The sequence below is a fragment of the Streptomyces sp. NPDC003720 genome, from assembly GCF_042875075.1.
Lineage (GTDB): Bacteria > Actinomycetota > Actinomycetes > Streptomycetales > Streptomycetaceae > Streptomyces.
This window is the reverse complement of the sequence record NZ_JBIANZ010000002.1, coordinates 559,509-579,151: the sequence shown is the minus strand read 5'-3', so window position 1 is coordinate 579,151 and position 19,643 is coordinate 559,509. Positions and strand designations below refer to the sequence as shown.

Annotated in this window: 18 protein-coding genes; 11 read left to right on the top strand and 7 right to left on the bottom strand. The window is 71.3% G+C overall.

Going from position 1 to position 19,643, the window contains the following annotated elements:
- Positions 1–209 precede the first annotated feature (209 nt).
- On the top strand, positions 210–854 hold the full coding sequence (locus tag ACFYU0_RS08210) for a hypothetical protein (protein WP_389298692.1): 645 nt from the start codon (positions 210–212) through the stop codon (positions 852–854).
- 69 nt (positions 855–923) lie between these two features.
- Here the strand turns inward: ACFYU0_RS08210 and ACFYU0_RS08205 are convergent, their stop codons facing one another.
- Positions 924–2,021: a LacI family DNA-binding transcriptional regulator gene (locus ACFYU0_RS08205; RefSeq protein ID WP_389298690.1), complete on the bottom strand. Its 1,098-nt coding sequence runs from the start codon at positions 2,019–2,021 to the stop codon at positions 924–926.
- A gap of 233 nt (positions 2,022–2,254) precedes the next feature.
- Here ACFYU0_RS08205 and ACFYU0_RS08200 point away from each other — a divergent pair, with 233 nt between their 5' ends.
- The 6 genes from ACFYU0_RS08200 to ACFYU0_RS08175 all read left to right on the top strand — a co-directional run bounded on the left by ACFYU0_RS08200 (position 2,255) and on the right by ACFYU0_RS08175 (position 8,517).
- Positions 2,255–3,436: an ABC transporter ATP-binding protein gene (locus tag ACFYU0_RS08200; protein ID WP_389298688.1), complete on the top strand. Its 1,182-nt coding sequence runs from the start codon at positions 2,255–2,257 to the stop codon at positions 3,434–3,436.
- Between the two features lie 20 nt (positions 3,437–3,456).
- On the top strand, positions 3,457–4,728 hold the full coding sequence (locus ACFYU0_RS08195; protein WP_389298686.1) for a spermidine/putrescine ABC transporter substrate-binding protein: 1,272 nt from the start codon (positions 3,457–3,459) through the stop codon (positions 4,726–4,728).
- A gap of 47 nt (positions 4,729–4,775) precedes the next feature.
- The gene (locus ACFYU0_RS08190) at positions 4,776–5,603 is read left to right on the top strand and encodes an ABC transporter permease (protein WP_389298944.1); all 828 of its coding nucleotides are present in this window, start codon (positions 4,776–4,778) and stop codon (positions 5,601–5,603) included.
- Positions 5,600–6,436, top strand: coding sequence for an ABC transporter permease (locus ACFYU0_RS08185; protein ID WP_389298684.1), 837 nt, complete (start codon positions 5,600–5,602; stop codon positions 6,434–6,436). Before ACFYU0_RS08190 ends, ACFYU0_RS08185 begins: the two co-directional genes overlap by 4 nt.
- Positions 6,437–6,522: 86 nt before the next feature.
- Positions 6,523–7,524: an SIS domain-containing protein gene (locus ACFYU0_RS08180; RefSeq protein ID WP_389298681.1), complete on the top strand. Its 1,002-nt coding sequence runs from the start codon at positions 6,523–6,525 to the stop codon at positions 7,522–7,524.
- Between the two features lie 117 nt (positions 7,525–7,641).
- Positions 7,642–8,517: a PfkB family carbohydrate kinase gene (locus ACFYU0_RS08175; protein WP_389298679.1), complete on the top strand. Its 876-nt coding sequence runs from the start codon at positions 7,642–7,644 to the stop codon at positions 8,515–8,517.
- Here the strand turns inward: ACFYU0_RS08175 and ACFYU0_RS08170 are convergent.
- A complete protein-coding gene (locus ACFYU0_RS08170; RefSeq protein ID WP_389298677.1) occupies positions 8,514–9,149 on the bottom strand; it encodes a TetR/AcrR family transcriptional regulator in 636 nt (211 codons plus the stop codon). The genes ACFYU0_RS08175 and ACFYU0_RS08170 overlap by 4 nt on opposite strands.
- Positions 9,150–9,336: 187 nt before the next feature.
- Here ACFYU0_RS08170 and ACFYU0_RS08165 point away from each other — a divergent pair, with 187 nt between their 5' ends.
- Positions 9,337–9,906: an ATP-binding protein gene (locus ACFYU0_RS08165; RefSeq protein WP_389298675.1), complete on the top strand. Its 570-nt coding sequence runs from the start codon at positions 9,337–9,339 to the stop codon at positions 9,904–9,906.
- A gap of 30 nt (positions 9,907–9,936) precedes the next feature.
- Here ACFYU0_RS08165 and ACFYU0_RS08160 read toward each other — a convergent pair whose 3' ends face one another.
- Positions 9,937–10,545 carry a peroxiredoxin-like family protein gene (locus ACFYU0_RS08160; RefSeq protein WP_389298673.1) on the bottom strand — a complete coding sequence of 203 codons (609 nt, stop codon included), beginning with the start codon at positions 10,543–10,545 and terminating at the stop codon, positions 9,937–9,939.
- Between the two features lie 74 nt (positions 10,546–10,619).
- Between ACFYU0_RS08160 and ACFYU0_RS08155 the strand changes: the two genes are divergently transcribed.
- The 3 genes from ACFYU0_RS08155 to ACFYU0_RS08145 all read left to right on the top strand — a co-directional run bounded on the left by ACFYU0_RS08155 (position 10,620) and on the right by ACFYU0_RS08145 (position 13,515).
- Positions 10,620–11,234, top strand: a complete 615-nt coding sequence (locus tag ACFYU0_RS08155) for a TetR/AcrR family transcriptional regulator (protein WP_389298671.1) — start codon at positions 10,620–10,622, stop codon at positions 11,232–11,234.
- 6 nt (positions 11,235–11,240) lie between these two features.
- Positions 11,241–11,405 (top strand): hypothetical protein, encoded by a 165-nt coding sequence (locus tag ACFYU0_RS08150; protein WP_389298669.1) that lies wholly within the window; start codon positions 11,241–11,243, stop codon positions 11,403–11,405.
- 889 nt (positions 11,406–12,294) lie between these two features.
- Entirely contained in the window at positions 12,295–13,515 is a 1,221-nt protein-coding gene (locus ACFYU0_RS08145) for a cytochrome P450 (protein ID WP_351666968.1), read from the top strand.
- 289 nt (positions 13,516–13,804) lie between these two features.
- Here the strand turns inward: ACFYU0_RS08145 and ACFYU0_RS08140 are convergent, their stop codons facing one another.
- The 4 genes from ACFYU0_RS08140 to ACFYU0_RS08125 form a co-directional block, all read right to left on the bottom strand.
- Positions 13,805–14,143: a MerR family transcriptional regulator gene (locus ACFYU0_RS08140; protein ID WP_351666970.1), complete on the bottom strand. Its 339-nt coding sequence runs from the start codon at positions 14,141–14,143 to the stop codon at positions 13,805–13,807.
- A 1,073-nt stretch (positions 14,144–15,216) separates the two neighbouring features.
- Positions 15,217–17,454, bottom strand: a complete 2,238-nt coding sequence (gene tkt / locus ACFYU0_RS08135; RefSeq protein WP_389298666.1) for a transketolase — start codon at positions 17,452–17,454, stop codon at positions 15,217–15,219.
- Positions 17,455–17,553: 99 nt separating this feature from the next.
- Positions 17,554–18,219, bottom strand: a complete 666-nt coding sequence (locus tag ACFYU0_RS08130; protein WP_351666972.1) for an HAD family hydrolase — start codon at positions 18,217–18,219, stop codon at positions 17,554–17,556.
- 479 nt (positions 18,220–18,698) lie between these two features.
- A complete protein-coding gene (locus ACFYU0_RS08125; protein WP_389298663.1) occupies positions 18,699–19,643 on the bottom strand; it encodes an EamA family transporter in 945 nt (314 codons plus the stop codon).

The following is a 19,643-nucleotide window of genomic DNA, read 5'->3' as shown; positions in this document are numbered from 1 at the left end:
CACGGCACACACCATCGGTCGGCCCCGGATGGCTCCGAGGTTCGAAACTGACCCACCGTCAGTCATGAGTCGCGCCGTCAGGGTGTCAGCAGGACCACCCCTGATCCGGGGCTCACGCCCAGCGACGAGGAGCGGCGGGAGCGGCAGCATTCACCTCACCGGCAACCGACCGACCAGGGCCCCGGGGCACGGGGCCGAGGGGGATCTCCATGAACGAAACCGGCGTCAGGCGCCTGACGGGGCTCGCGGGCATCGCCACCGCGGCCGCGCTCATCGTCGAAGTACCCCTGTACTTCCTCTACTCCGGGCCGCCACCGGACTCGAACGTCCTGGCCAGACTGCTCATCGGGATCCTGGCGCTGGCGTTCCTGATCGTCTTCGCCACCGCCTTCAGCGAGCTCGTCAAGAGGGCGGACCCTGCCTGCGAGTGGGTGGGCACGACGGCCTTCGCCGCCGGGCTGGTCTACGCGACGATCACCTTGGTCTCCCACGGGCTGGAGGCCGGCGCTGTCATCGCCGCCGACCACCCGATCGACCCGACCGTCACGGTCGAGGGCACCTACATCCTGTACGGGTCGATCGGCCGCGTCATGCTCGCGCTCTTCCTGACCGCCGTGGGCCACGGGATCTCCCGGACCGACCTGCTCCCGCGGTGGACCGGCCGCTCCGCGTTCGTGCTGGCAGGGGTCAACCTGGCCTTCGTGCCCTCACTGTTCTTCGGCAACACGCCCGCGCACTTCTACGCGGCGAACGGCTGGGGCACCACCGCGCTGATGGGCGCCGTCCTCAGCTACTGGATGCTCGCCCTGGGCATCTCGATCCACCGCAGCGCGGCCCGGCGGCCGTCCAGCTGATCCCGGACCGCCGGCTCACGGCCGCACCGGCGCGTTCGGCGCCTTCGAGGAGGCGGGCGAGGCGATCCGTCACTCCCCCACCGGCCGCAGCCGCCGGACCCGCGCGGGCACGGGACCGGTGGACTCGCGCGAGACGTAGGCGGCGCGCAGGGTGTGCCTGCGGGGACGGGCCGTGGAGCCGTTGATCCGGCGGACCAGGATGTCGGCCGCCAGCCCGCCCAGTTCCTGCACCGGCTGGCTGACCACGCTCAGCCTCGGCCGGACGAGGGTGGCCCACTCGGCGTCGTCGAAGCCGATGACCGAGACGTCGGCGGGGATGTGCGCGTCCAGGTCGAGCAGGGCGTCGAGTGTGCCGAGCGTGGCCACGTTGTCGGTGGTGAACAGCGCGGTGGGCCGGTCGGGGGAGGTCATCAGGTCCAGTACGGCCGATCGCGCCCAGGCCCGGTCGTACCCGGTGTGCCGGATCAGCTCCGCCCCGCGCGGGATGCCCGCTGCGCGCAGGGCCTGCCGGTATCCGGTGAGCCGCTCCGTGGTGGTCCATATGTCGGCGCCGGGAGCGAGCCGCGCGGCGTCCTCGTCGGGGGAGGCCGAGGTGACCACCGCGATACGGGTGTGCCCCGCTTCGGTGAACCTGGACACCGCCGCCTTGGCGGCACCGCGGTTGTCCACCACGACCGTGTCCAGCGCGGCGCCGCCGAGCGCGCGGTCCAGGAGGACCACGGGGATGCCCGCGGCGACGGCCTTGTCGAGGTGTTCGTGGTCGGCCGCGGCGGGCGCCACGACCAGGCCGTCCACCCGCCGCTCGATGAACATCTGCACGGCGGACCTCTCGGTCTCGCCCTTCTCGTCGCTGTTGGCGAGGACGACCTGCAGTCCGGCCTTGGCCGCGACGTCGGTGACGCCGCGCACCGCGCGGGCGAAGTAGGCGTTCTCCACGTCGGCGACGACCACGCCCAGCGTATGGGTCCGCCCGCTGATCATGCTCCGGGCCACCGCGTTGGTGCTGTAACCCAGTTCGGCGGCGGCGGCCAGCACGCGTTCCCGGGTGGCCGCGCTGGACGAGCCGTATCCGCCCAGGACCCGGGCGGCGGTGGCCTGTCCCACGCCGGCGTGCCGGGCGACGTCGGGGATGGTGACGCGACGCGGCGGCCTGGCGGTGCTGGGCATGGGCGGTCTCTCATGGGTGGCGGTCCGGCGGCGGCCGGGGAAACGGCCGATGGAATTCGAGGCCATTCAACCATTGACGGACGAGGCATGTCCGTGGGTAAGGTCGGCCTCGTTGGTAACGTTATCAACTCTCACCGACACCCGCCCCGGTCCGCCTTTTCCCCGGCCGGCCACGGCATGCCCCTGCCCGCGTCAGCCCAGATCCCACGCCCCGAACACCGGAGGTACCACGGATGGCAACCGACACCCCCTCGCCGCCGAAGACCGCTGGCCCTGCCATCACCCTCGTCGATGTGATCAAGGACTTCGGCGGCGCCGGCGCCCGGGACGCGGCGGTCGTCCGCGGCGTCAGCCTCGCCATCGGCGAGGGCGAGTTCTTCTCGCTCCTCGGGCCCTCCGGCTGCGGCAAGACCACCACCCTGCGGATGATCGCGGGCTTCGAGGAACCGACGTCCGGGCAGATCCTGCTGCACGGCCGCGACATGGTCGGGGTGCCCGCCAACAGGCGTGACATCAACATGGTGTTCCAGTCCTACGCCCTGTTCCCGCACCTGAGCGTCGCCGACAACGTGGCGTTCGGACTGCGCCGCAAGCGCGTGCCCAAGGACGAGATCCGCGAGCGGGTGCAGAAGATCCTCACCACCGTCGAACTCGCCGACAAGGCCGACCGCCGCCCCCGCCAGCTCTCCGGCGGCCAGCAGCAGCGCGTCGCCCTGGCCCGCGCCCTGGTCAACCGCCCGCGCGCACTGCTCCTCGACGAACCCCTCGGCGCCCTCGACCTCAAGCTCCGCCAGACGATGCAGCTGGAACTCAAGCGCATCCAGCGCGAGGTCGGCATCACCTTCGTCTACGTCACGCACGACCAGGCCGAGGCCCTGACCATGTCCGACCGGATCGCGGTGATGAACCGGGGCCTGGTCGAGCAGGTCGGCGCACCGCAGGAGGTGTACGAGCGGCCCGCCACCGCGTTCGTCGCCGGGTTCATCGGCACCTCCAACCTGATCGGCGGCCGCGTGTCCTCCGTGAGCGCGGGGACCGGGGTGATCGACCTCGGCGACGGTCAGCGCGTCACGGTCCCGCTGCACGGCTCCCACGCCGCCGGAGAGTCGGTCGAACTCACCGTGCGGCCCGAGAAGATCACGCTGACCACCGAGCCGGCCGGCACCGCCAGCCAAGTCCGCGGCACCGTCCGGGAGGTGGTCTACCTCGGCACCTCCACCAGCTACACGGTGGACACCGGCGCCGGTGCGGAGATGACGGTCTTCCAGCCCAACGACGGCACCGCCTGCGCGTCCCCGTCCCGCGGCGACACCGTCTGGCTCTCCTGGGCCACCGGCCACTCCTACCCGCTCAACCCCGCCCCGGCCCCCGCGGCGACCGCCGCCGCGGACCCGGTTTCCCTCACCTCGTACTGACGACAGGCGGACCGACCACCATGCCCGAGCACTCCACACCCTTCGCGCCCCGGCCGCGCGGACTGGCCCCGCGCGGCTGGACGCGGCGCGGCCTGCTGCGCGCCGCGGCCGGCGCCGCCGCGCTGGCCCCGCTCGCCGCGTGCAGCGTCCCCGGCGCCCGCGTGCACGTCCCCACCGGAGAAGCCGAGATCGCCGCCGCCGTCACCGACTTCTGGGCCGGCAGGAAGCGGTCAGGAAAGCTGGACTTCGTCAACTACACGCAGTACATCGACGTCGACCCCGCCGACCAGAGCAAGCACCCGACCCTGGACGCCTTCACCCGCGAGAGCGGCATCGAGGTCGCCTACGACGAGCTGATCGACGACAGCGCCTCCTGGTTCGGCAGGATCCAGCCGGAGTTCGCCTCCGGCCAGGGCATCGGCTACGACCTGATGGTCGTCGGCGGCGACAGCTACCTCGGCAAGTACATCGAACTCGGCTACCTCGCCCCGCTCGACCACAGCCGCCTGCCCAACTTCGCGAGGTACGGCGGAGCCGCGTTCAAGAACACCTCCTTCGACCACGGCAACGTCTACACCGTCCCCTGGCAGTCCGGCATGACCGGCATCGGCTACGACCCGGCCCGGGTCGGCCGGAAGATCACCAGTTGGCAGGACCTGCTCGACCCCGGGCTGCGCGGCAGGGTCGGCATGTGGAACGACGCGGTGCAGATGGGCAACATCGCGCTGCTGGCCGTCGGGGTGGACCCGGAGACCTCCACGCACGCCGACTGGCGCAAGGCGGCGGCCTGGCTGCGCGGGCAGCGCGACGCCGGGATGGTCCGCTCCTACTCCACCTCGACGTACCAGTCCTCCCTGCAGCGCGGCGACCTGGCGGCCTCGCTCGTGTACTCGGGCGACGTCTTCCAGGCCAACCAGAGCGGCTCACGACTGGAGTTCGTCATCCCGGAGGAAGGCGGTCTGCTGTGGACCGACAACCTCTGCATCCCGTCGACGGCCGCCCACCCCGTCGACGCGCTGACCTACATGGACTACGCCTACCGGCCCGAGGTCGCCGCGCGGATCAGCGAGACCGTGCAGTTCGTCTGCCCCGTCCCCGCCGCGCAGCGGGTCGTCGCACGCGACGCGGCCGCCGCCACCGGCAAGCGGCGCACCGTGCTGGACGCCCTGAGCACCAGTCCCCTGGTCTTCCCGACCGAGGCCGACCAGTCGAAGCTGCGCCGTCTGCGGGTGCTCGACGAAGAGGAGGAGAAGCAGTGGAACGCGCTGTTCGAACCGATCTACCAGGCGTGACCCGGCGGCGGCGCCGCCGTCCCGGTGACGCGCTGGCCCCTTATCTGATGATCCTGCCGGGCTGGCTCTGGCTGGCCGCCTTCTTCGTCACTCCCGTGATCGTGATGGTGTCCCTGTCGCTGCAGACCGGCAACTTCATCGACGGCTTCCGCCAGACCTTCCACTTCGGCACCTACGCCGACGTGGTCCGCACCTACCACGTGCAACTGGTCCGCTCCCTGGTCTACGGCGCCGCGGCGACCGCGGCCTGCGCCGTCGTCGGCTACCCGGTGGCCTACTGGATCGCCTTCCGGGCAGGCCGGCACAAGTCGGTGTTCCTCTTCCTGCTCCTGCTGCCGTTCTTCGTGTCCTTCGTCATCCGCACCCAGTCCTGGAACGTGGTGCTCGCCGACCACGGCGTCCTGCTCGGGCCGCTGAAGGACGTCGGTCTGCTCCCAGCCGGCTTCCACCTGCTGGCCACGCCCTACGCGGTGATCGGCGGACTGACCTACAACTTCCTGCCGTTCATGGTGCTGCCCGTCTACGTGGCGCTGGAACGGGTGGACCCCAAGGTGATCGAGGCGTCCACCGACCTGTACGCCTCCCGGGCGGGAACCTTCCTCCGCGTGGTGCTGCCGCTGTCGCTGCCCGGCGTCTTCGCGGGAGTGCTGCTGACGTTCGTGCCGGCCTGTGCCGACTACGTCAACGCCGGCATCCTCGGCGGCCCCTCGACGACGATGATCGGCAACATCATCCAGACCGAGTACTTCAGCAACCTGGACTACCCCGGCGCCTCCGCCCTGTCCTTCGTCCTCATGGGCGCGCTGCTGCTGGCCGTGTTCACCTACGCCCGGGCCCTGGGCACCGACGAGGTCCTGGAGGCGGCCGCGCGATGACCACCACGACCGCCGCCCCCGTGACCGGGGCGCCCGCCGGGCCCCGTGCCCGGCGCGCACCGCGCCGCCCGGCCCTCACCGTGTACACCGTGCTGGTGCTGGTCTGGCTGCTGCTGCCGATCGCCGTCATGATCCTGTTCGGGTTCAACGACACCGGCAGCAAGGTGAACTTCACCTGGCAGGGCTTCACGCTCGACTGGTACCGGCACCTGTTCGCCATCCCCAACCTGACCTCCGCCCTGGTCAACAGCCTCACCATCGCCCTGGTGGTCGCCGTGGTGGCAACGCTCCTGGGCACTCCGATCGGGCTGGCGCTCGGCCGGCACCGCTTCCGCGGCAGGGGCTCCGTCGACCTGCTGATGTTCGCCGCCATCGCGGCTCCCGAGATCGCCCTCGGCGCCGCGCTGCTGTCGCTGTTCATCGTGCTGGGCGTGCCCCGCGGCTACTGGACGGTCGTCATCGCGCACGTGGCCTTCTGCATCCCCTACGTCGCCATCACCGTACGGGCGCGCATGGCGGGGCACGACCCGACGCTGGAGGAGGCCGCCCGTGACCTCGGAGCGGGCCCCTGGACGGCGTTCCGGCTGGTCACCCTGCCGATGCTGCTGCCCGGCGTGGCCTCCGGCGCCCTGCTCTGCTTCGCCCTGTCCGTCGACGACTACGTCATCACCAGCTTCAACGCCGGCCGTACGGTCACGTTCCCGCTGTGGGTCTACAGCGCCAGCCGTACCGGCGTGCCCCCGCAGGTCAACGTCATGGGAACGCTGATCTTCGCCGGCGGCCTGATCATCGCCGGGGCCAACGTGCTGTTCTCCCGGCGTCGCGCGGCCTGACCCGATCCGGTCCCCGCGCACCTCGCAACACCGGCTCCCCGGCACACGCCGGCCGGTGCGGAACAACCCTTGAGGAAGTCATCACCGTGCTCAAGTTCAACGAAGCCGAGTTCGTCTCCCAGACGGAGAGCCTGCTGGCGCTGCGTCCCGAGATCGAGAAGACCGTCGACCGGCTGGCCGACGAGGGCTACGACAACGTCCTCCTCGTGGGCGCCGGCGGCACGTACGCGCAGATGTGGCCCTACGAGCACCTCGCCCGGCGCAGCTCGGTGCTCCCGGTCCGGGCCGCCGTCGCCGCCGAACTGGTCGTCTCCGGCGACGCCCGCCTCGGCGAGCGCACCATCGCCGTCTTCACGTCCGTCTCCGGCACCACCGACGACAGCCTCCGCGCCATCGACTACTGCAAGTCCCGTGGCGCCCACACGATCGGCTTCACCGGCTACCCCGACTCCCCCGTCGCCCGGAACGTCGACACGGCGCTGGTCTCCGAGCCCAAGGCCTGGCCGTTCGACGTGCAGTTGCTGCTCTTCATGGGCCGACTGCTCTCCCGTCGCGGTGAGTTCGAGGGCTACGAGCGGCTCGCCGGCGAACTCGCGGCGCTGCCCCGCGTCCTGGTGGACGTCGCCCGGCAGGCCGAGCCGGTGGCGTCGGAGTTCGCCGAGGCCCACAAGGACACCGACTACCACTTCCTCGTCGGCGGCGGGAACCTGTGGGGGTTCACCTACCTGTACTCCATGTGCATCCTGGAGGAGATGCAGTGGCTGCGCACGACCCGGGTGCACAGCGCGGAGTTCTTCCACGGCTCGCTGGAACTGCTGGAGGAGGACACCAGCGTCATCGTGTTCCAGGGTGAGGACGAGACCCGGGCGCTGACCGACCGGGCCGAGGCCTTCGCCAGGCGCGTCTCCAGGGACGTCACCGTCTTCGACACGCGCGACTACCCGCTCGACGGCATCAGCCCGGAGTTCCGCGGACTGCTCGCGCCGCTCGTGCTCGACACCGTGATGGACCGGGTCAGCAAGCACCTCGAGCGGGTGCGCGACCACTCGCTGGACCTGCGCCGCTACTACCGCGTCATGGACTACTGAGCCCTCCGACCGGTTCCACCCCGTCCATCCGCCCCGCGCGCCGGTGCCCCGGCACCGGCGCGCCCACGGCGGGCGCCGCGCACCAGCGCATCCGCGTCCGCGCCTCGGGAGACCCTGATGAACGTCCTCGGCTTCGGCGACAACACCGTCGACCGTTTCGTGGACCGCGGCACCGACTACCCCGGCGGCAACTGCGTCAACGTCGCCGTCTACGCCCGCCGGCTCGGCCTGGACGCCGCCTACCTCGGGGTGTTCGGCGACGACGGTCCCGGCGCCAGGCTGCGCGCGGCCGTGTCGGCGCAAGGCGTCACCGCGGACCGCAGCGTGGTGCGCCCCGGAACGACCTCGGTCTCCACCCTGCGGGTGAAGGACGGCGACCGGGTCTTCCTCGGCTACGAACCCGGCGGCGGCGCGGTGGCGGAGCCGCTCCCCCTCACTCCCGAGCTGCTCGCCTACGCCGCGTCCTTCAGCCTCGTGCACTCCAGCGTCTACTCCGGCACGGAGGCCGAACTCCCCGCGCTCGCGGCGGCCGGACCGCTGGTCAGCTTCGACTTCTCGGACGAGGAGGAGTTCCGCGCGCCCGTGTACCTCGACCGCGTCTGCCCCCATGTGGACCTGGCGCTGCTGTCGTGCTCGCACCTGGACGAGACCGCGACCCGCGCCCTGCTCGCCGAGGCGGTGCGGCGCGGGGCGGGACTGGCGCTGGCCACCCGCGGCCTGCACGGGGCGGTCGCGTACGACGGCCGGAACACCGCCGTCGCGCCGGCCCGCACCGCGGATCCGGGGGCCATGTCCGACACGATGGGCTGCGGCGACGCCTTCCTCACCGGGTTCGCCGTGTCCCTGCTCCGCGACGGATGGTCCCGAAGTGTTCCACCGTCCCCGCAGGCCCTGCGGGACGCTCTGCGCCGGGGCGCGGAGGCGGCGTACGACCAGTGCTTCGTGGAGGCCGCCTTCGGCTGCGGCTGGCCGGCGCCGGCGGGCCGGGACTAGTCCGCGTCGGCCCCGCCGCGAGCCCGCCCGCCCGGGCCTGTCGCGTGCCACTCCGATTCCAGGCTGTCGAGGAGGGCCTGGAAGGCCGCGTCGGCACGGTCCCAGTGGCCGTCCGCCAGCGGGGCGAGCAGCAGGCCGAAGGTGGCGTCGGTCAGGAGGGTGGCCTGGGTCCGGGCCCGGTCCCGGGGCATGCCCAGGTCCTGGAGGACGGACGTCAGCAGGTCGGTCCACGAGGTGACGACGTCGCGCATGACGGAGCCATAGCGGTCGGGGTGCAGGACACCGGCGCTCATGATCTCCAGGTAGAGAGGGAGCGCGGTGCGTACGTCGGGGGCCCGGAACTGCCGCCACACCTCGGTCATGAAGCGCCTCAGGGCCGCTGGGTCCCTGGGCGGGCCGGCCGACTCCAGCAGTTCGCGGGCGCGCAGGAGGGGGCGGCGTTCGTAGTCGGCGAGAGCCTCGGCGACCATCCGCTCCTTGGTGCCGAAGTAGTAGAGGAGCATCCGGTCACTGGTGCCCAGCGCCCGCGCCAGCGGCCGCAGCGAGAGGTTCGCGAGACCGTTGCGCAGCACGTAGTCGCGGACCTGGTCGAGAAGGTCTCGTCGTCTGGCCGTGTCCGGTGGGCGGGGCATGACGGCTCCTGACATCGCGGTGGTCTCACATCTGTCCGGTATGAGATTTTTTGTATAGGTCTTTACCGTAGCAGCCGCTACGTGTATATTTTTTGGTGTAGCAACCGCTACATGTTTGCGCCCGACGTGTCCAGCAGCGCGCATCTCGGGGAACCGAACAGCTCATTTCACGAAAGGACTGATTCCCATGGCCGTCCTGGCCATCGGCCTCCCCGCCGCGGCTCGCCGCAGGAGGCCCCTCTCGCGCGCCGCAGTGAACGCCTGGGCCGTCAGGCAGTGGGCCCTGTGGTCCCGTACGCTCGCACCCCTGCGCCCGTTGGACGCACCCCGTGCACGCGCCACCGCCTGGGACGCGTCCTGGCCCCTGAAGCAGGAACCGCTCTCCGTGCGCCAGGCGCGGCGGCTGGTTTCCGCGCAGCTGGCCGACTGGGCCGTGCCCGGCCTCGGCGACACCGCCGAGCTCCTGGTCAGCGAAGTCGTCACCAACGCGCTGCGGCACACCCGCGGTCCGCTCCGGCTCAATCTGCGCCTGAGTGAATCCCGGCTGCTCTGCGAGGTGGAGGACACCGAGTCCGCGGGCCCGGTGCGCAACATCGCCGGCCCGGACGCGGAGGGCGGTCGCGGAACGGAACTACTGGACCTGCTGGCGGACGCCTGGGGCAGCGCGCGAACGGCGACCGGCAAGAGCGTCTGGTTCGCGCTGCACCGCCCGGCCGGGTCAGCGGAGCCCGAGCAGGCGCCGGTCGCACCACGGTGACGACGCTCCGGGAGAGCCGTCCCGCATCGCTCAGATGCGGGAGTCCGGCGTCCGCCGCTCGGTGCGCGCCCGCGCGTCCGCATGGGCCGCCAGCTCCAGCAGTTCGTCGACCGACCACTGGTCGTAGGCGTGCTCGCCGTACTTCGCGGCGAGCACCCGGCCGTCCGGCGCGACGAGGAAGTCGCCGGGGAGACCGAGCCGGCCGCCGTGCGGGCTGCGGGAGGGCAGCCGCTCCCGCCCGCGCGCCACGTTCCACACCCCGCTGACGACCGCCCACAGGATCGGCCCCCAGACACGCGGGTCGAGCAGCGCGCGCGGCGAACGCTCCACACCGAACTCCTCGTAGAGCCGCCGGTCCGGGTCGGCGACCACCGCGAACGGCAGATCCGCCACGTGCGGCGCCAGTTCACCGGCGGGCGAATGGAACACCACGACCTCACGGACACCGGCGGCCTCGATCTCCCGGTGCCGCAGCACCACCGAGCGCAGGTGCAGGTTGCAGACCGGGCATCCGGCGAAGCGCCGGAACTGCAGGTGGATGAGCCGATCGGGGTCGGGAACGGCGATGCGATCACCCGAGACGCATGTGAGTTCGCGTCGCTCGACGGTGGTCCTGTGCTGTGCCGTGCTGCGGGCCATGGCGCATGCCTCTCTTCGTAGGCGTACGGCGTACGCTCACCAGCGTAGGCGTATGCCGTACGCTGTCAACCGCCATGCCACGCCCGCGTTCGCTCACCGACCACCGGCTAGCCTCGGCCGCCCTCGCCGTCATCGACCGCGACGGCCTGAGCGCGCTGTCCATGCGCGCCGTCGCCCAGGAACTCGGCATGAGCACCATGGGGGTGTACCGGTACGTCCAGGACCGCGAGGACCTCGAACGACTCGTCGTCGAGCGGGTACTGAGCGAGGTGGACACCGGTGCGCCGGACCCCGGCGCGCCATGGCGCGACCGGATCGAGGTCATGGCACGGCGCCTGCGCGACACCGTGGGCGCCCACCCGGAGGCCATCCCCCTCACCGTGGTGCACCGGCACCGCTCCCCCGCCGGGCTGCGCTGGTCGGAGACCGTGCTCGCCATCCTCACCACGGCCGGTATCAGCGGCGAGCGGCGCGTCATCGCCCTGCGCGCCCTGCTCGGCTATCTCATCGGAGCCATCCAGCTCGAACACCTGGGCCCGCTGGCCGGGCCGGGAACCACGGCCATCACCCGGCTACCGCCCGACGAGTTCCCCCACATGACGCAGACCGCCCGCACTGCCCGGACCATGGACGCCGACCGGGAGTTCCTCGGAGGACTCCGACTGCTGCTCGACGGACTCGACGGGTGACACGGCGTGCCCAAGGACCCCGTCCTCGCCCTGTCCACCCGCAACGGGGAGAGGCGGACTGTCGGCGGGGACGACGTCCTGGCCGCCGTCACGGTGCAGCTGTTCGGCGATCTCGGACAACGCGCCAGCACCGAGGCAGCCGAGATGACACGGAACATGTCGGCCAACTGATCGGGCCCGCTCCCTGCGCTCTGCGATGAGACCTGTGGCCGGTCCTCGATGTCGCTCAACGTCAACTCCCTGTCCATTGCCCGGTCCGAGCCTGGACTTGTCCTCTGCAGTGGACAAGTAACAGGTCACGCAACACGGTCTTCGACGACCACGGCGACAGGCCGGCGCGATCGGGAGAGCGAGGCCGCGCCGTCCGTCACGAACACCGAGCGGGTGTGCGCGGGGCGTGCAACCGGTGACGCTCTCCGCTCCCTGCGCATGAGGCGGTCATCGTGCAACTCTCCATGTTGGCCCGCAAGTTCGACGCAGGAGGTGCGCGGTGACCTTGTCCCGGCCTGACTTACTCCGCCTGCTGGAGTCACTGCGTTCGGCGGACCGAGTCGAACTCGTGCGGAGTGTGGCCGAGCGGATGCTGATCGAGTCCGAGGCCGCGGCCCGGATCGGCGCCGAGTGGACGGAGCACACCGAGGCCCGCACCGCCTACCGCAAGGGGCTCCTGCGGCTGGTCACCGCCGTGCTCTTCGAGACGCACAACCAATGGAGCGTCTTCCCCCGCCGCTACCGACCTATCCGACCAGGCCGGTCGACATCGGCGGCCTTCTGCTTCCGGGCGACTGCCGGTGGTCATCGGTCACACCGCCTGAAACACCGACTCCCGGCTGGGATCCCACCGGCCGCTGGGCAATCGGGCCTACCCGGCCCGCACCCTGCCCGGCTGGATCGCATGCGTACCTCATCGCGGAAGCCGGCGTCCTCCTCGCCGTCGACGCTCTGCCCGTGATGGACCTCGACGGCCATCGGGACCACGTCGTCTGGCGTCCCGCTCCCTGCCACCGCTGCCTGATCGCCCGGCCCGTCACGTTCCCCACGAGCTGAAAGAGACCTCACCGTGTCCGAACAGCAGATACTCGTCCTCGACCCGACCGGATCCGACCCGGACGCCGAACACCAGGCCCTGCGCGAGCGCGGCCCTGCGACGCTGGTGGACATCCTCGGCGTGCGCGCCTGGTCGGTCTCCGACCCAGCCCTCCTCAAGCAGCTTCTGACCAGCAAGGACGTCTCCAAGGACGGCCGCGCCCACTGGCCGGCCTTCGCAGAGACCGTCACCACCTGGCCGCTGGCCCTGTGGGTCGCGGTGGAGAACATGTTCACCGCCTACGGCAAGGATCACAGCCGCCTGCGCCGCATGGTTGCGCCCGCCCTCTCCGCCCGCCGTACCGCCGCCCTCCAGGCGGACATCGAGGCCCTCGTCGACGGCATCCTCGACGGCCTCCCGGCCGGCGGGACGGTCGACCTGCGCGCGCACCTCGCCTACCCGCTCCCGATCGCTGTCATCGGCAAGCTCGTGGGCGTCCCCGCCGACCAGCGCGCCGAGTTCCGCACCGTGGTGGACAACGTGTTCGCCACCCATCTCTCCGTCGAGGAACAGGCGGCGAACACCACCGCCCTCTACGGCCTGCTGGACGTCCTGATCGAGACCAAGCGCAGCGAACCCGGTGAGGACATGGCCTCGCTGCTGATCGCCACCCGCGACGAGGAAGACGGCTCCGCCCTCAGCCACGCCGAGCTACGCGACACGCTCCTGCTGGTGATCAGCGCCGGATACGAGACCACCGTCAACGTGATCGACCAGGCCATTACCACCCTGCTGACCGATCCCCAGCAGCTCGCCCACATCCGGGAAGGCCGCTGCACCTGGCAGGACGTCGTCGAGGAGACCTTGCGCCACCAGCCCGCGGTCAAGCACCTTCCCCTGCGCTACGCCCGTACCGACATCCCGCTCCCCGACGGCCGGACGATCAAAGCCGGCGAGGCGATCCTTGCCTCCTACGCCGCCGCCAACCGCCACCCCGACTGGCACAAGGAGGCCGACCGTTTCGACGCCACCCGCCCCAGCAAGGAACACCTCGCCTTCGGACACGGCGTTCACTTCTGCCTCGGTGCCCCGCTGGCCCGACTCGAAGTCGCCACCGCGCTGCGCCTGCTCTTCGAACGCTTCCCCGACGCTCAACTCGCCACGGAGCGAAGCGCGCTGAAGAAACTGCCGAGCCTCATCAGCAACGGACACGCCTCCGTCCCCGTGCGCCTGCGCCCGATGCCGGGCCACTGACCGATACCGACGCGGAAGACCACCATGTTTCCGGCCCAGGTTCCCCGAACGAACCCTGAGCAGTCCGATGACAGCACACCGGACAGCGACGGGTCGTCGGTCAGGGAAGCGGCCCGCGGCACAGCACAGCAAAACGCCCACGCCTACGGCGTGGGCAAGGGGAACTTCCGAGCCACGACAGCTGACGCGGACGGTACACGCCCGCACACGCTGTCACGACAGGAAACAAGTACACATTGTGGACCGTGTGCGGGCAGGTCCGCCGTCTGGGGCGGCAGGCGCGCTCAGGTCAAGCCGCGGCCGTCGGATTCGCTGATTCGGCGGCGCGACGGTACTCGGCGTTGATGCGTTGGGCCTCTTCGAGCTGGTCCTCGAGGATGACGATCCGGCAGGCCGCCTCGATGGGGGTGCCCTGGTCGACGATTTCCCGGGCGCGGGCGGCGATGCGCAGCTGGTAGCGGGAGTAGCGGCGGTGTCCGCCGGCCGAGCGCAGCGGGGTGATGAGGCGGTGCTCTCCGAGGGCGCGGAGGAAGCCCTGGGTGGTGCCGAGCATTTCAGCGGCCCGGCCCATGGTGTAGGCGGGGTAGTCGTCGTCGTCGAGACGGCCGAACGAATCGTCTGCGGTCATTGCACCTCTCTGTGGAACGCGTGGAGGGGCCCGGGAGCAGGTGACTCCCGGGCCCCGAAGGAACTGCTACACCATCTGCCGGCCCTGATACTGCGCCGGCCTTCTGTTTCCGCAGACCCGACCTGACTGTTGTCGGGGGCGCGGGGATCGCGGATGCGTGACCGGAGACCACCTCACTATCGATGTCCTGCGGTACCCGGGCTCCCTTGCTCTCCCGGGCGATCCTGATGGCGCTTCGCTCCTCCGTTCTTCCCTCTGGATCGATCACTTACCAAACGGGAACTGCGTACTGCTGGTGTTGCGCACTGCTGGTGGCCTCTCACAGCGCCACTTCGGCAGCCAGCCCCGTCGCCCATCCTGCATCTGCTCTGGCTTGGAACCCCGCTGCCGAACCTCCCGGTGCGTGCGCCCGCAGCCGACGCCTTCACCGAGGTACCGCTCATTGACTTCGCTGCTGGGTACTGCCGACTGCACTTCCTACGGGTACTCCTCACGGCGGCCCCTGATCACCGCGGGCCACCCGGTCCGGTCACCAGTCCCGTCGCCGTCCTGCAACCAACCTGGCTTCGAAACTCCGTCACCGCACCGTCCTGCGCACTGCGATTGCGGGAACTACGGTCCCGCTGCCCGGCAGTTCGTCTCTGCCGGGCTTTCGATCCCTTCGGGCTACGACAGAAACCATAACCAGATCACAACCCAATGTCTACTCCGGCCAGCATAGATTTCCGAGCGTTCGACGATGAGGTAATCAACCTCGAGCAGCGACACCGAAAGGCGCCAAGGTGGCCTTCGCCGGGTTGCCCGCCACGAGGCCGGCGCACGCACTGAACGGACAGGACCGGGCATCGGCGATCCAGAGGAGGGCGTTGGTCGCGGCCTCGCCTGACATCCCGACGCCCGCGACCGCCGACCGCACCGGAAGGCACCGGACGACCGGAGGGTGCGGAGGGCAGGCTCCGGGGGCTTCAGCGACCTGCTGCGGGGTCCGACCGGCTGCCGTGCACGCTCGACGCCGGCGGCGACCCGTCGGCGGTGTGCGCCGCGCCCACCCCGCCGTGGGCGGGGCGGGCGGGTCAGCGATCGCCGGTGGGGGCCTGCAGGACGCCGACGCTGGCCGGGCCGGCGGGGGCCAGCGGTGGCGCCTCGGCGGCGGCAAGGCTTTCCCGGGCCGCGGCGACGACCGCGTCCGCGGTGAGCCCGAACTGCTCGTACAGCACGGTGTAGGCCGCGCTGGCGCCGTAGTGGTCAAGGCCGACGATGCGGCCGGCGTCGCCGACGAACTCCCGCCAGCCCATGGGCACGCCGGCCTCGACGCTCACCCGGGCGCGCACCGCAGGCGGCAACACCTGCTCGCGGTAGGCCCGGTCCTGGGCCGCGAACCACTCCCAGCACGGCAGTGACACGACCCTCGTCGGGATGCCGTCGGCCTCCAGCGTCTCCCGGGCGGCGACGGCGATCTGCACCTCGCTTCCGGTGCCCATCAGAATGACCTCAGGACTGCCGCTGGAGGCTTCGGCCAGCACGTAGCCGCCCCGGGCGACGCCCTCGGCCGACGCGAACTGTGTGCGGTCGAAGACAGGCAGGTTCTGCCGGGACAGGGCGAGTCCGGCCGGGCGGTCGTTGTGCTCGAGGATGGTGCGCCAGGCCACCGCGGTCTCGTTGGCGTCGGCCGGGCGGACGAAGTCCAGGCCGGGGATGGCCCGCAGCGCCGCGTAGTGCTCGATGGGCTGGTGGGTGGGGCCGTCCTCGCCCAGCCCGATGGAGTCGTGCGTCCATACGCAGGTGACCGGGAGTTGCATGAGCGCGGCCAGCCGCACCGCACCGCGCATATAGTCGGAGAAGGTGAGGAACGTGCCGCCGTACACGCGGGTCCCGCCGTGCAGCGCGATGCCGTTCATGATCGCGCCCATGGCGTGCTCGCGGACGCCGAAGTGCAGCGTGCGCCCGTACGGGCCGCCCGACCACATCTTGGTCTGCCGGTTCTCGGGCAGGAACGAAGCCTCCCCCTTGACCGCGGTGTTGTTGCTCTCCGCCAGGTCGGCCGAACCACCCCACAGCTCCGGCAGGACCGGGTACAGGGCGGCGAGGACCTCGCCGGATGCCTTCCGGGTCGCCACGCCCTTCGGATCGGCGTCCCAGACCGGCAGGTCGTCCGCCCAGCCCTGCGGCAGCCGACGGGTGGACATCCGCTCGAGCAGCGCGGCGCCGTCGGGGTTGCCGGCCCGCCACGCGTCGAAGCGCTGCTGCCACGTAGCGTGCGCCTGCGCGCCGCGCTCGGCGACCCGGCGGGCGTGCTCGAGCACCTCCGGGTCGACCTCGAAGGTCTTGTCGGGGTCGAAGCCGAGGATCTCCTTGGTCGCCCGGACCTCGTCCTCGCCCAGCGCGGATCCATGGGCCGCGCCGGTGTTCTGCTTGTTCGGCGCGGGCCAGCCGATGATCGTGTGCAGCACGATGAGCGACGGGCGGCCGGTCTCGGCCCGGGCAGCGGCCAGCGCGCGGTCGACCGCGGCCAGGTCCTCGCCGTCGTCGACGTGCTGCACGTGCCAGCCGTAAGCCTCGTAACGCTTGCCGACGTCCTCGGTGAACGCGACGTCGGTGTCGTCCTCGATCGAGATCCGGTTGGCGTCGTAGACCAGGACCAGATTGCCCAGCTCCTGAGTGCCGGCCAGCGATGACGCCTCGCCGCTGACGCCCTCCTCCAGGTCGCCGTCGGAGGCGAACGCCCAGATCGTGTGGTCGAAGACGCTTTCGCCCCCGGGGGCGTCGGGGTCCAGCAGACCGCGCTCGCGGCGGGCGGCCATCGCCATGCCGACGGCGTTGCCGACGCCTTGGCCGAGCGGGCCGGTCGTCGTCTCCACCCCCGGTGTGTGGTTGACCTCGGGATGGCCCGGGGTCGCAGAGCCCCAGGTGCGCAGCGCCTGAAGGTCGGCCAGGTCCAGGCCGTAGCCGGAGAGGAAGAGCTGGATATACAAGGTGAGGCTCGAGTGCCCCATCGACAGCACGAAGCGGTCACGGCCGACCCAGTTCGGTTCGCCCGGGTCGTGGCGCAGCCACTTCTGGAACAGCAGGTAGGCGGTGGGGGCCATGCTCATCGCGGTGCCGGGGTGGCCGTTGCCGGTCTTCTGCACGGCATCCATCGCCAGCACGCGCACGGTGTCGATCGCGCGGCGGTCGAGATCGCCCATCCCCTCAGGGAGGGTGGGGTGCGGCTGGAAGGGGTTGCCGGTGGCTGCGTCGCTCGCGGCCTCGGCGGGAGCCTCGGGGCGGGTGCTCTTCGCCTCGGTGGCGGGGTCTGCCTCATTGGCGGTCATGGTTGGCGGTACTCCCTTGGGGGTGGGACGGTAGATGCTTTTCACCGAGCGGCCGATATCGGGCGCCGCAACCGGGCGGGCCCGGCGACGGTGGGGGCGTCAGGCGAGCGGGGTGTCGTCCAGTGCCTTCGCGAGGTCGCCCGGGGTGTCATAGAGGGCGATGGCGCCGGCCTTCCGCAGCTCGTCGTCCCCGAAGCCGCCGGAACGGACGACGATCGCCGGCATCCCCGCTCTCTTGGCCGCCTCGACGTCCCACACCGAGTCGCCGACCATCACACTCGACGCGTCGGGCGGCGCTCCCAGCTTCTTCAGCGCCACCTGCAGCAGATCCGGCGCCGGCTTGGAGGACTCCACATCGGCGCTGGTGGTCCAGTCGTCGACGATGTCACGGGCGTCCAGCATGTCCAGAAAGACCTCCACGTGACGCTGCTGAGCAGAGCTGGCCAGCACGAGCCGGTGCCCGCGCTCTTTGACCGCCAGTAGGAGATCGCGAGCACCGGGCAACGGCGCCATCTCCTCCAGCAGCTCGTCGACCTCCCTGCCCTGCTGCTCCCTGGCCCGGTCGCCCACCCGGCGTTCCAGTTCCTCGCCACCGACAGCGGTGACCAACTGGTCCCCGCCCATCCCGATCAGCCGGTGCAGCCGCCACACCGGATAAATCTCGCCCACCGAGCGCAGTGCCCGGTACCAGGCGAGGGCGTGGTGGTAGTTGGAGTCGATGAGTGTCCCGTCGATGTCAAGGACGGCGATGGCGGATGCGGTCACGCTCACCGGCTACCCGCCGGCCCGATACCCACACGGAGACCGCGGAACCAACAAGGCGATCGTCGGTACGGTTACGGCCCGCGTGCCCAGAAAGCACCTGCGGCGGCGACGAGGAAGAGGAGGACGAGGAAGAGGAGAAGGAGCGGCAGCCCCGGCTCGGGGCATGGATCGGGAACCAGCGCAGCCGGGCCGCAGCACTTCGAAGTGGCGGGTGGCGGCTCCTCCGGAGAAGGTCGCCGCGACGGCCACCGGGTCGCCAGCCGACCGGCTCTGGGTCTGGGCGGCGAGGTGGTGGTGCACGTCGTCCGACAGCCGGTGGTCCTCGAACCGCCGCGCCGGCGTGCGCTCGGCCGGCCACAGGTGCACAACCATCGGTGACGCCTGTCCGGGGCGTCGCCGACGTCGGTCACGTTGCTCGACGGCGGGACTCCGGCGCGCACCCGTGGCACGGGGGTTCCGGTCGGCCGTCGCACCTGTGCCTACTTGGAGCGCGCCGACGTGGGCGAGGGTGCTGTGCGGGGCGCGGTGTCCACGGAGGCGGCTGCGCCGTGAGCCCGAGACGGCCGCAGCCCCCCGGCCAGCCCTCCGATCACCACCGCGATCCCCAGCCACACCGAGGATTCCGGCACCCCCGTGCCCGTCGCCGTGCCGGCCGCTGCCGCCGCGAGCGGGGCGATGCCCGTGAGTAGGCCCGCGCGACCGGCGCCGACAGTGCGTACGGTCGAGTACCAGAGCACGAAGGCGACCGCCGTGACCAGCAGTGCGAGGTAGCCCACGGCCGCCCACTGCGCTCCCGTCAACTCTCCCGCCGCCGTGAGACCTTCGCGTGTCACGCCGAGGACGGTGAACAGCACCGCTCCCAGCCACGACGCGTGCACCGACACCCCCCAGGGCGTGTGCCGGCCGAGCACGGGTACCGCCAGCAGCGTGAACGCCGCCTCACAGCCCAGGGCCAGGGCCGCCCAGGCCACCCCGGCCGCATCCGTACGGCCCGTGCCTTCCACCAGGACCGCGCCCGCCACCACCACGGGCGCCGCCAGCAACACCTGCCGGTTCGGAGCGCGCCGTTCCAGCAGCGGGCCCAGGACCCCGAGGACCACCGGCACCGACGCCACCGCGACCGCGATCACCGCGGGCTCCGCATGCGCGACGCCCCGCACCACGGCCACGTTGAACAGCACCAGCCCCGTCACCGCGAGCCCCGCCAGCCACAGCCACTCCCGGCCGCGCGGCCGGACCGGGCGAGTACCGGCGAGCCGGGCGAGGAGCAGCAGGATCGCGGTCGCGGCCGCGTAGCGCACGGCCTGGGCGGTGAACAGGGGCGCATCGACGAGCGCGTGCGACACGCTGACGCTGCTGCCGACCAGCACCATCCCGAGCATGCCGGGGGCCAGGGGCGCGAAGGATGCGGAAGGGGTGTCCAT

Excerpts from the sequence above, each read along its gene's own strand:
- ACFYU0_RS08155 (WP_389298671.1), top strand. The coding sequence starts at position 10,620 with ATGCCACGCCCGCGTTCGCTCACCGACCACCGGCTAGCCTCGGCCGCC.
- ACFYU0_RS08190 (WP_389298944.1), top strand. The coding sequence starts at position 4,776 with ATGATCCTGCCGGGCTGGCTCTGGCTGGCCGCCTTCTTCGTCACTCCC.
- tkt (WP_389298666.1), bottom strand. The coding sequence starts at position 17,454 with ATGACCGCCAATGAGGCAGACCCCGCCACCGAGGCGAAGAGCACCCGC.
- ACFYU0_RS08175 (WP_389298679.1), top strand. The coding sequence starts at position 7,642 with ATGAACGTCCTCGGCTTCGGCGACAACACCGTCGACCGTTTCGTGGAC.
- ACFYU0_RS08185 (WP_389298684.1), top strand. The coding sequence starts at position 5,600 with ATGACCACCACGACCGCCGCCCCCGTGACCGGGGCGCCCGCCGGGCCC.
- ACFYU0_RS08140 (WP_351666970.1), bottom strand. The coding sequence starts at position 14,143 with ATGACCGCAGACGATTCGTTCGGCCGTCTCGACGACGACGACTACCCC.
- ACFYU0_RS08210 (WP_389298692.1), top strand. The coding sequence starts at position 210 with ATGAACGAAACCGGCGTCAGGCGCCTGACGGGGCTCGCGGGCATCGCC.
- ACFYU0_RS08200 (WP_389298688.1), top strand. The coding sequence starts at position 2,255 with ATGGCAACCGACACCCCCTCGCCGCCGAAGACCGCTGGCCCTGCCATC.
- ACFYU0_RS08170 (WP_389298677.1), bottom strand. The coding sequence starts at position 9,149 with ATGCCCCGCCCACCGGACACGGCCAGACGACGAGACCTTCTCGACCAG.
- ACFYU0_RS08125 (WP_389298663.1), bottom strand. The coding sequence starts at position 19,643 with ATGGACACCCCTTCCGCATCCTTCGCGCCCCTGGCCCCCGGCATGCTC.
- ACFYU0_RS08160 (WP_389298673.1), bottom strand. The coding sequence starts at position 10,545 with ATGGCCCGCAGCACGGCACAGCACAGGACCACCGTCGAGCGACGCGAA.
- ACFYU0_RS08195 (WP_389298686.1), top strand. The coding sequence starts at position 3,457 with ATGCCCGAGCACTCCACACCCTTCGCGCCCCGGCCGCGCGGACTGGCC.
- ACFYU0_RS08205 (WP_389298690.1), bottom strand. The coding sequence starts at position 2,021 with ATGCCCAGCACCGCCAGGCCGCCGCGTCGCGTCACCATCCCCGACGTC.
- ACFYU0_RS08165 (WP_389298675.1), top strand. The coding sequence starts at position 9,337 with ATGGCCGTCCTGGCCATCGGCCTCCCCGCCGCGGCTCGCCGCAGGAGG.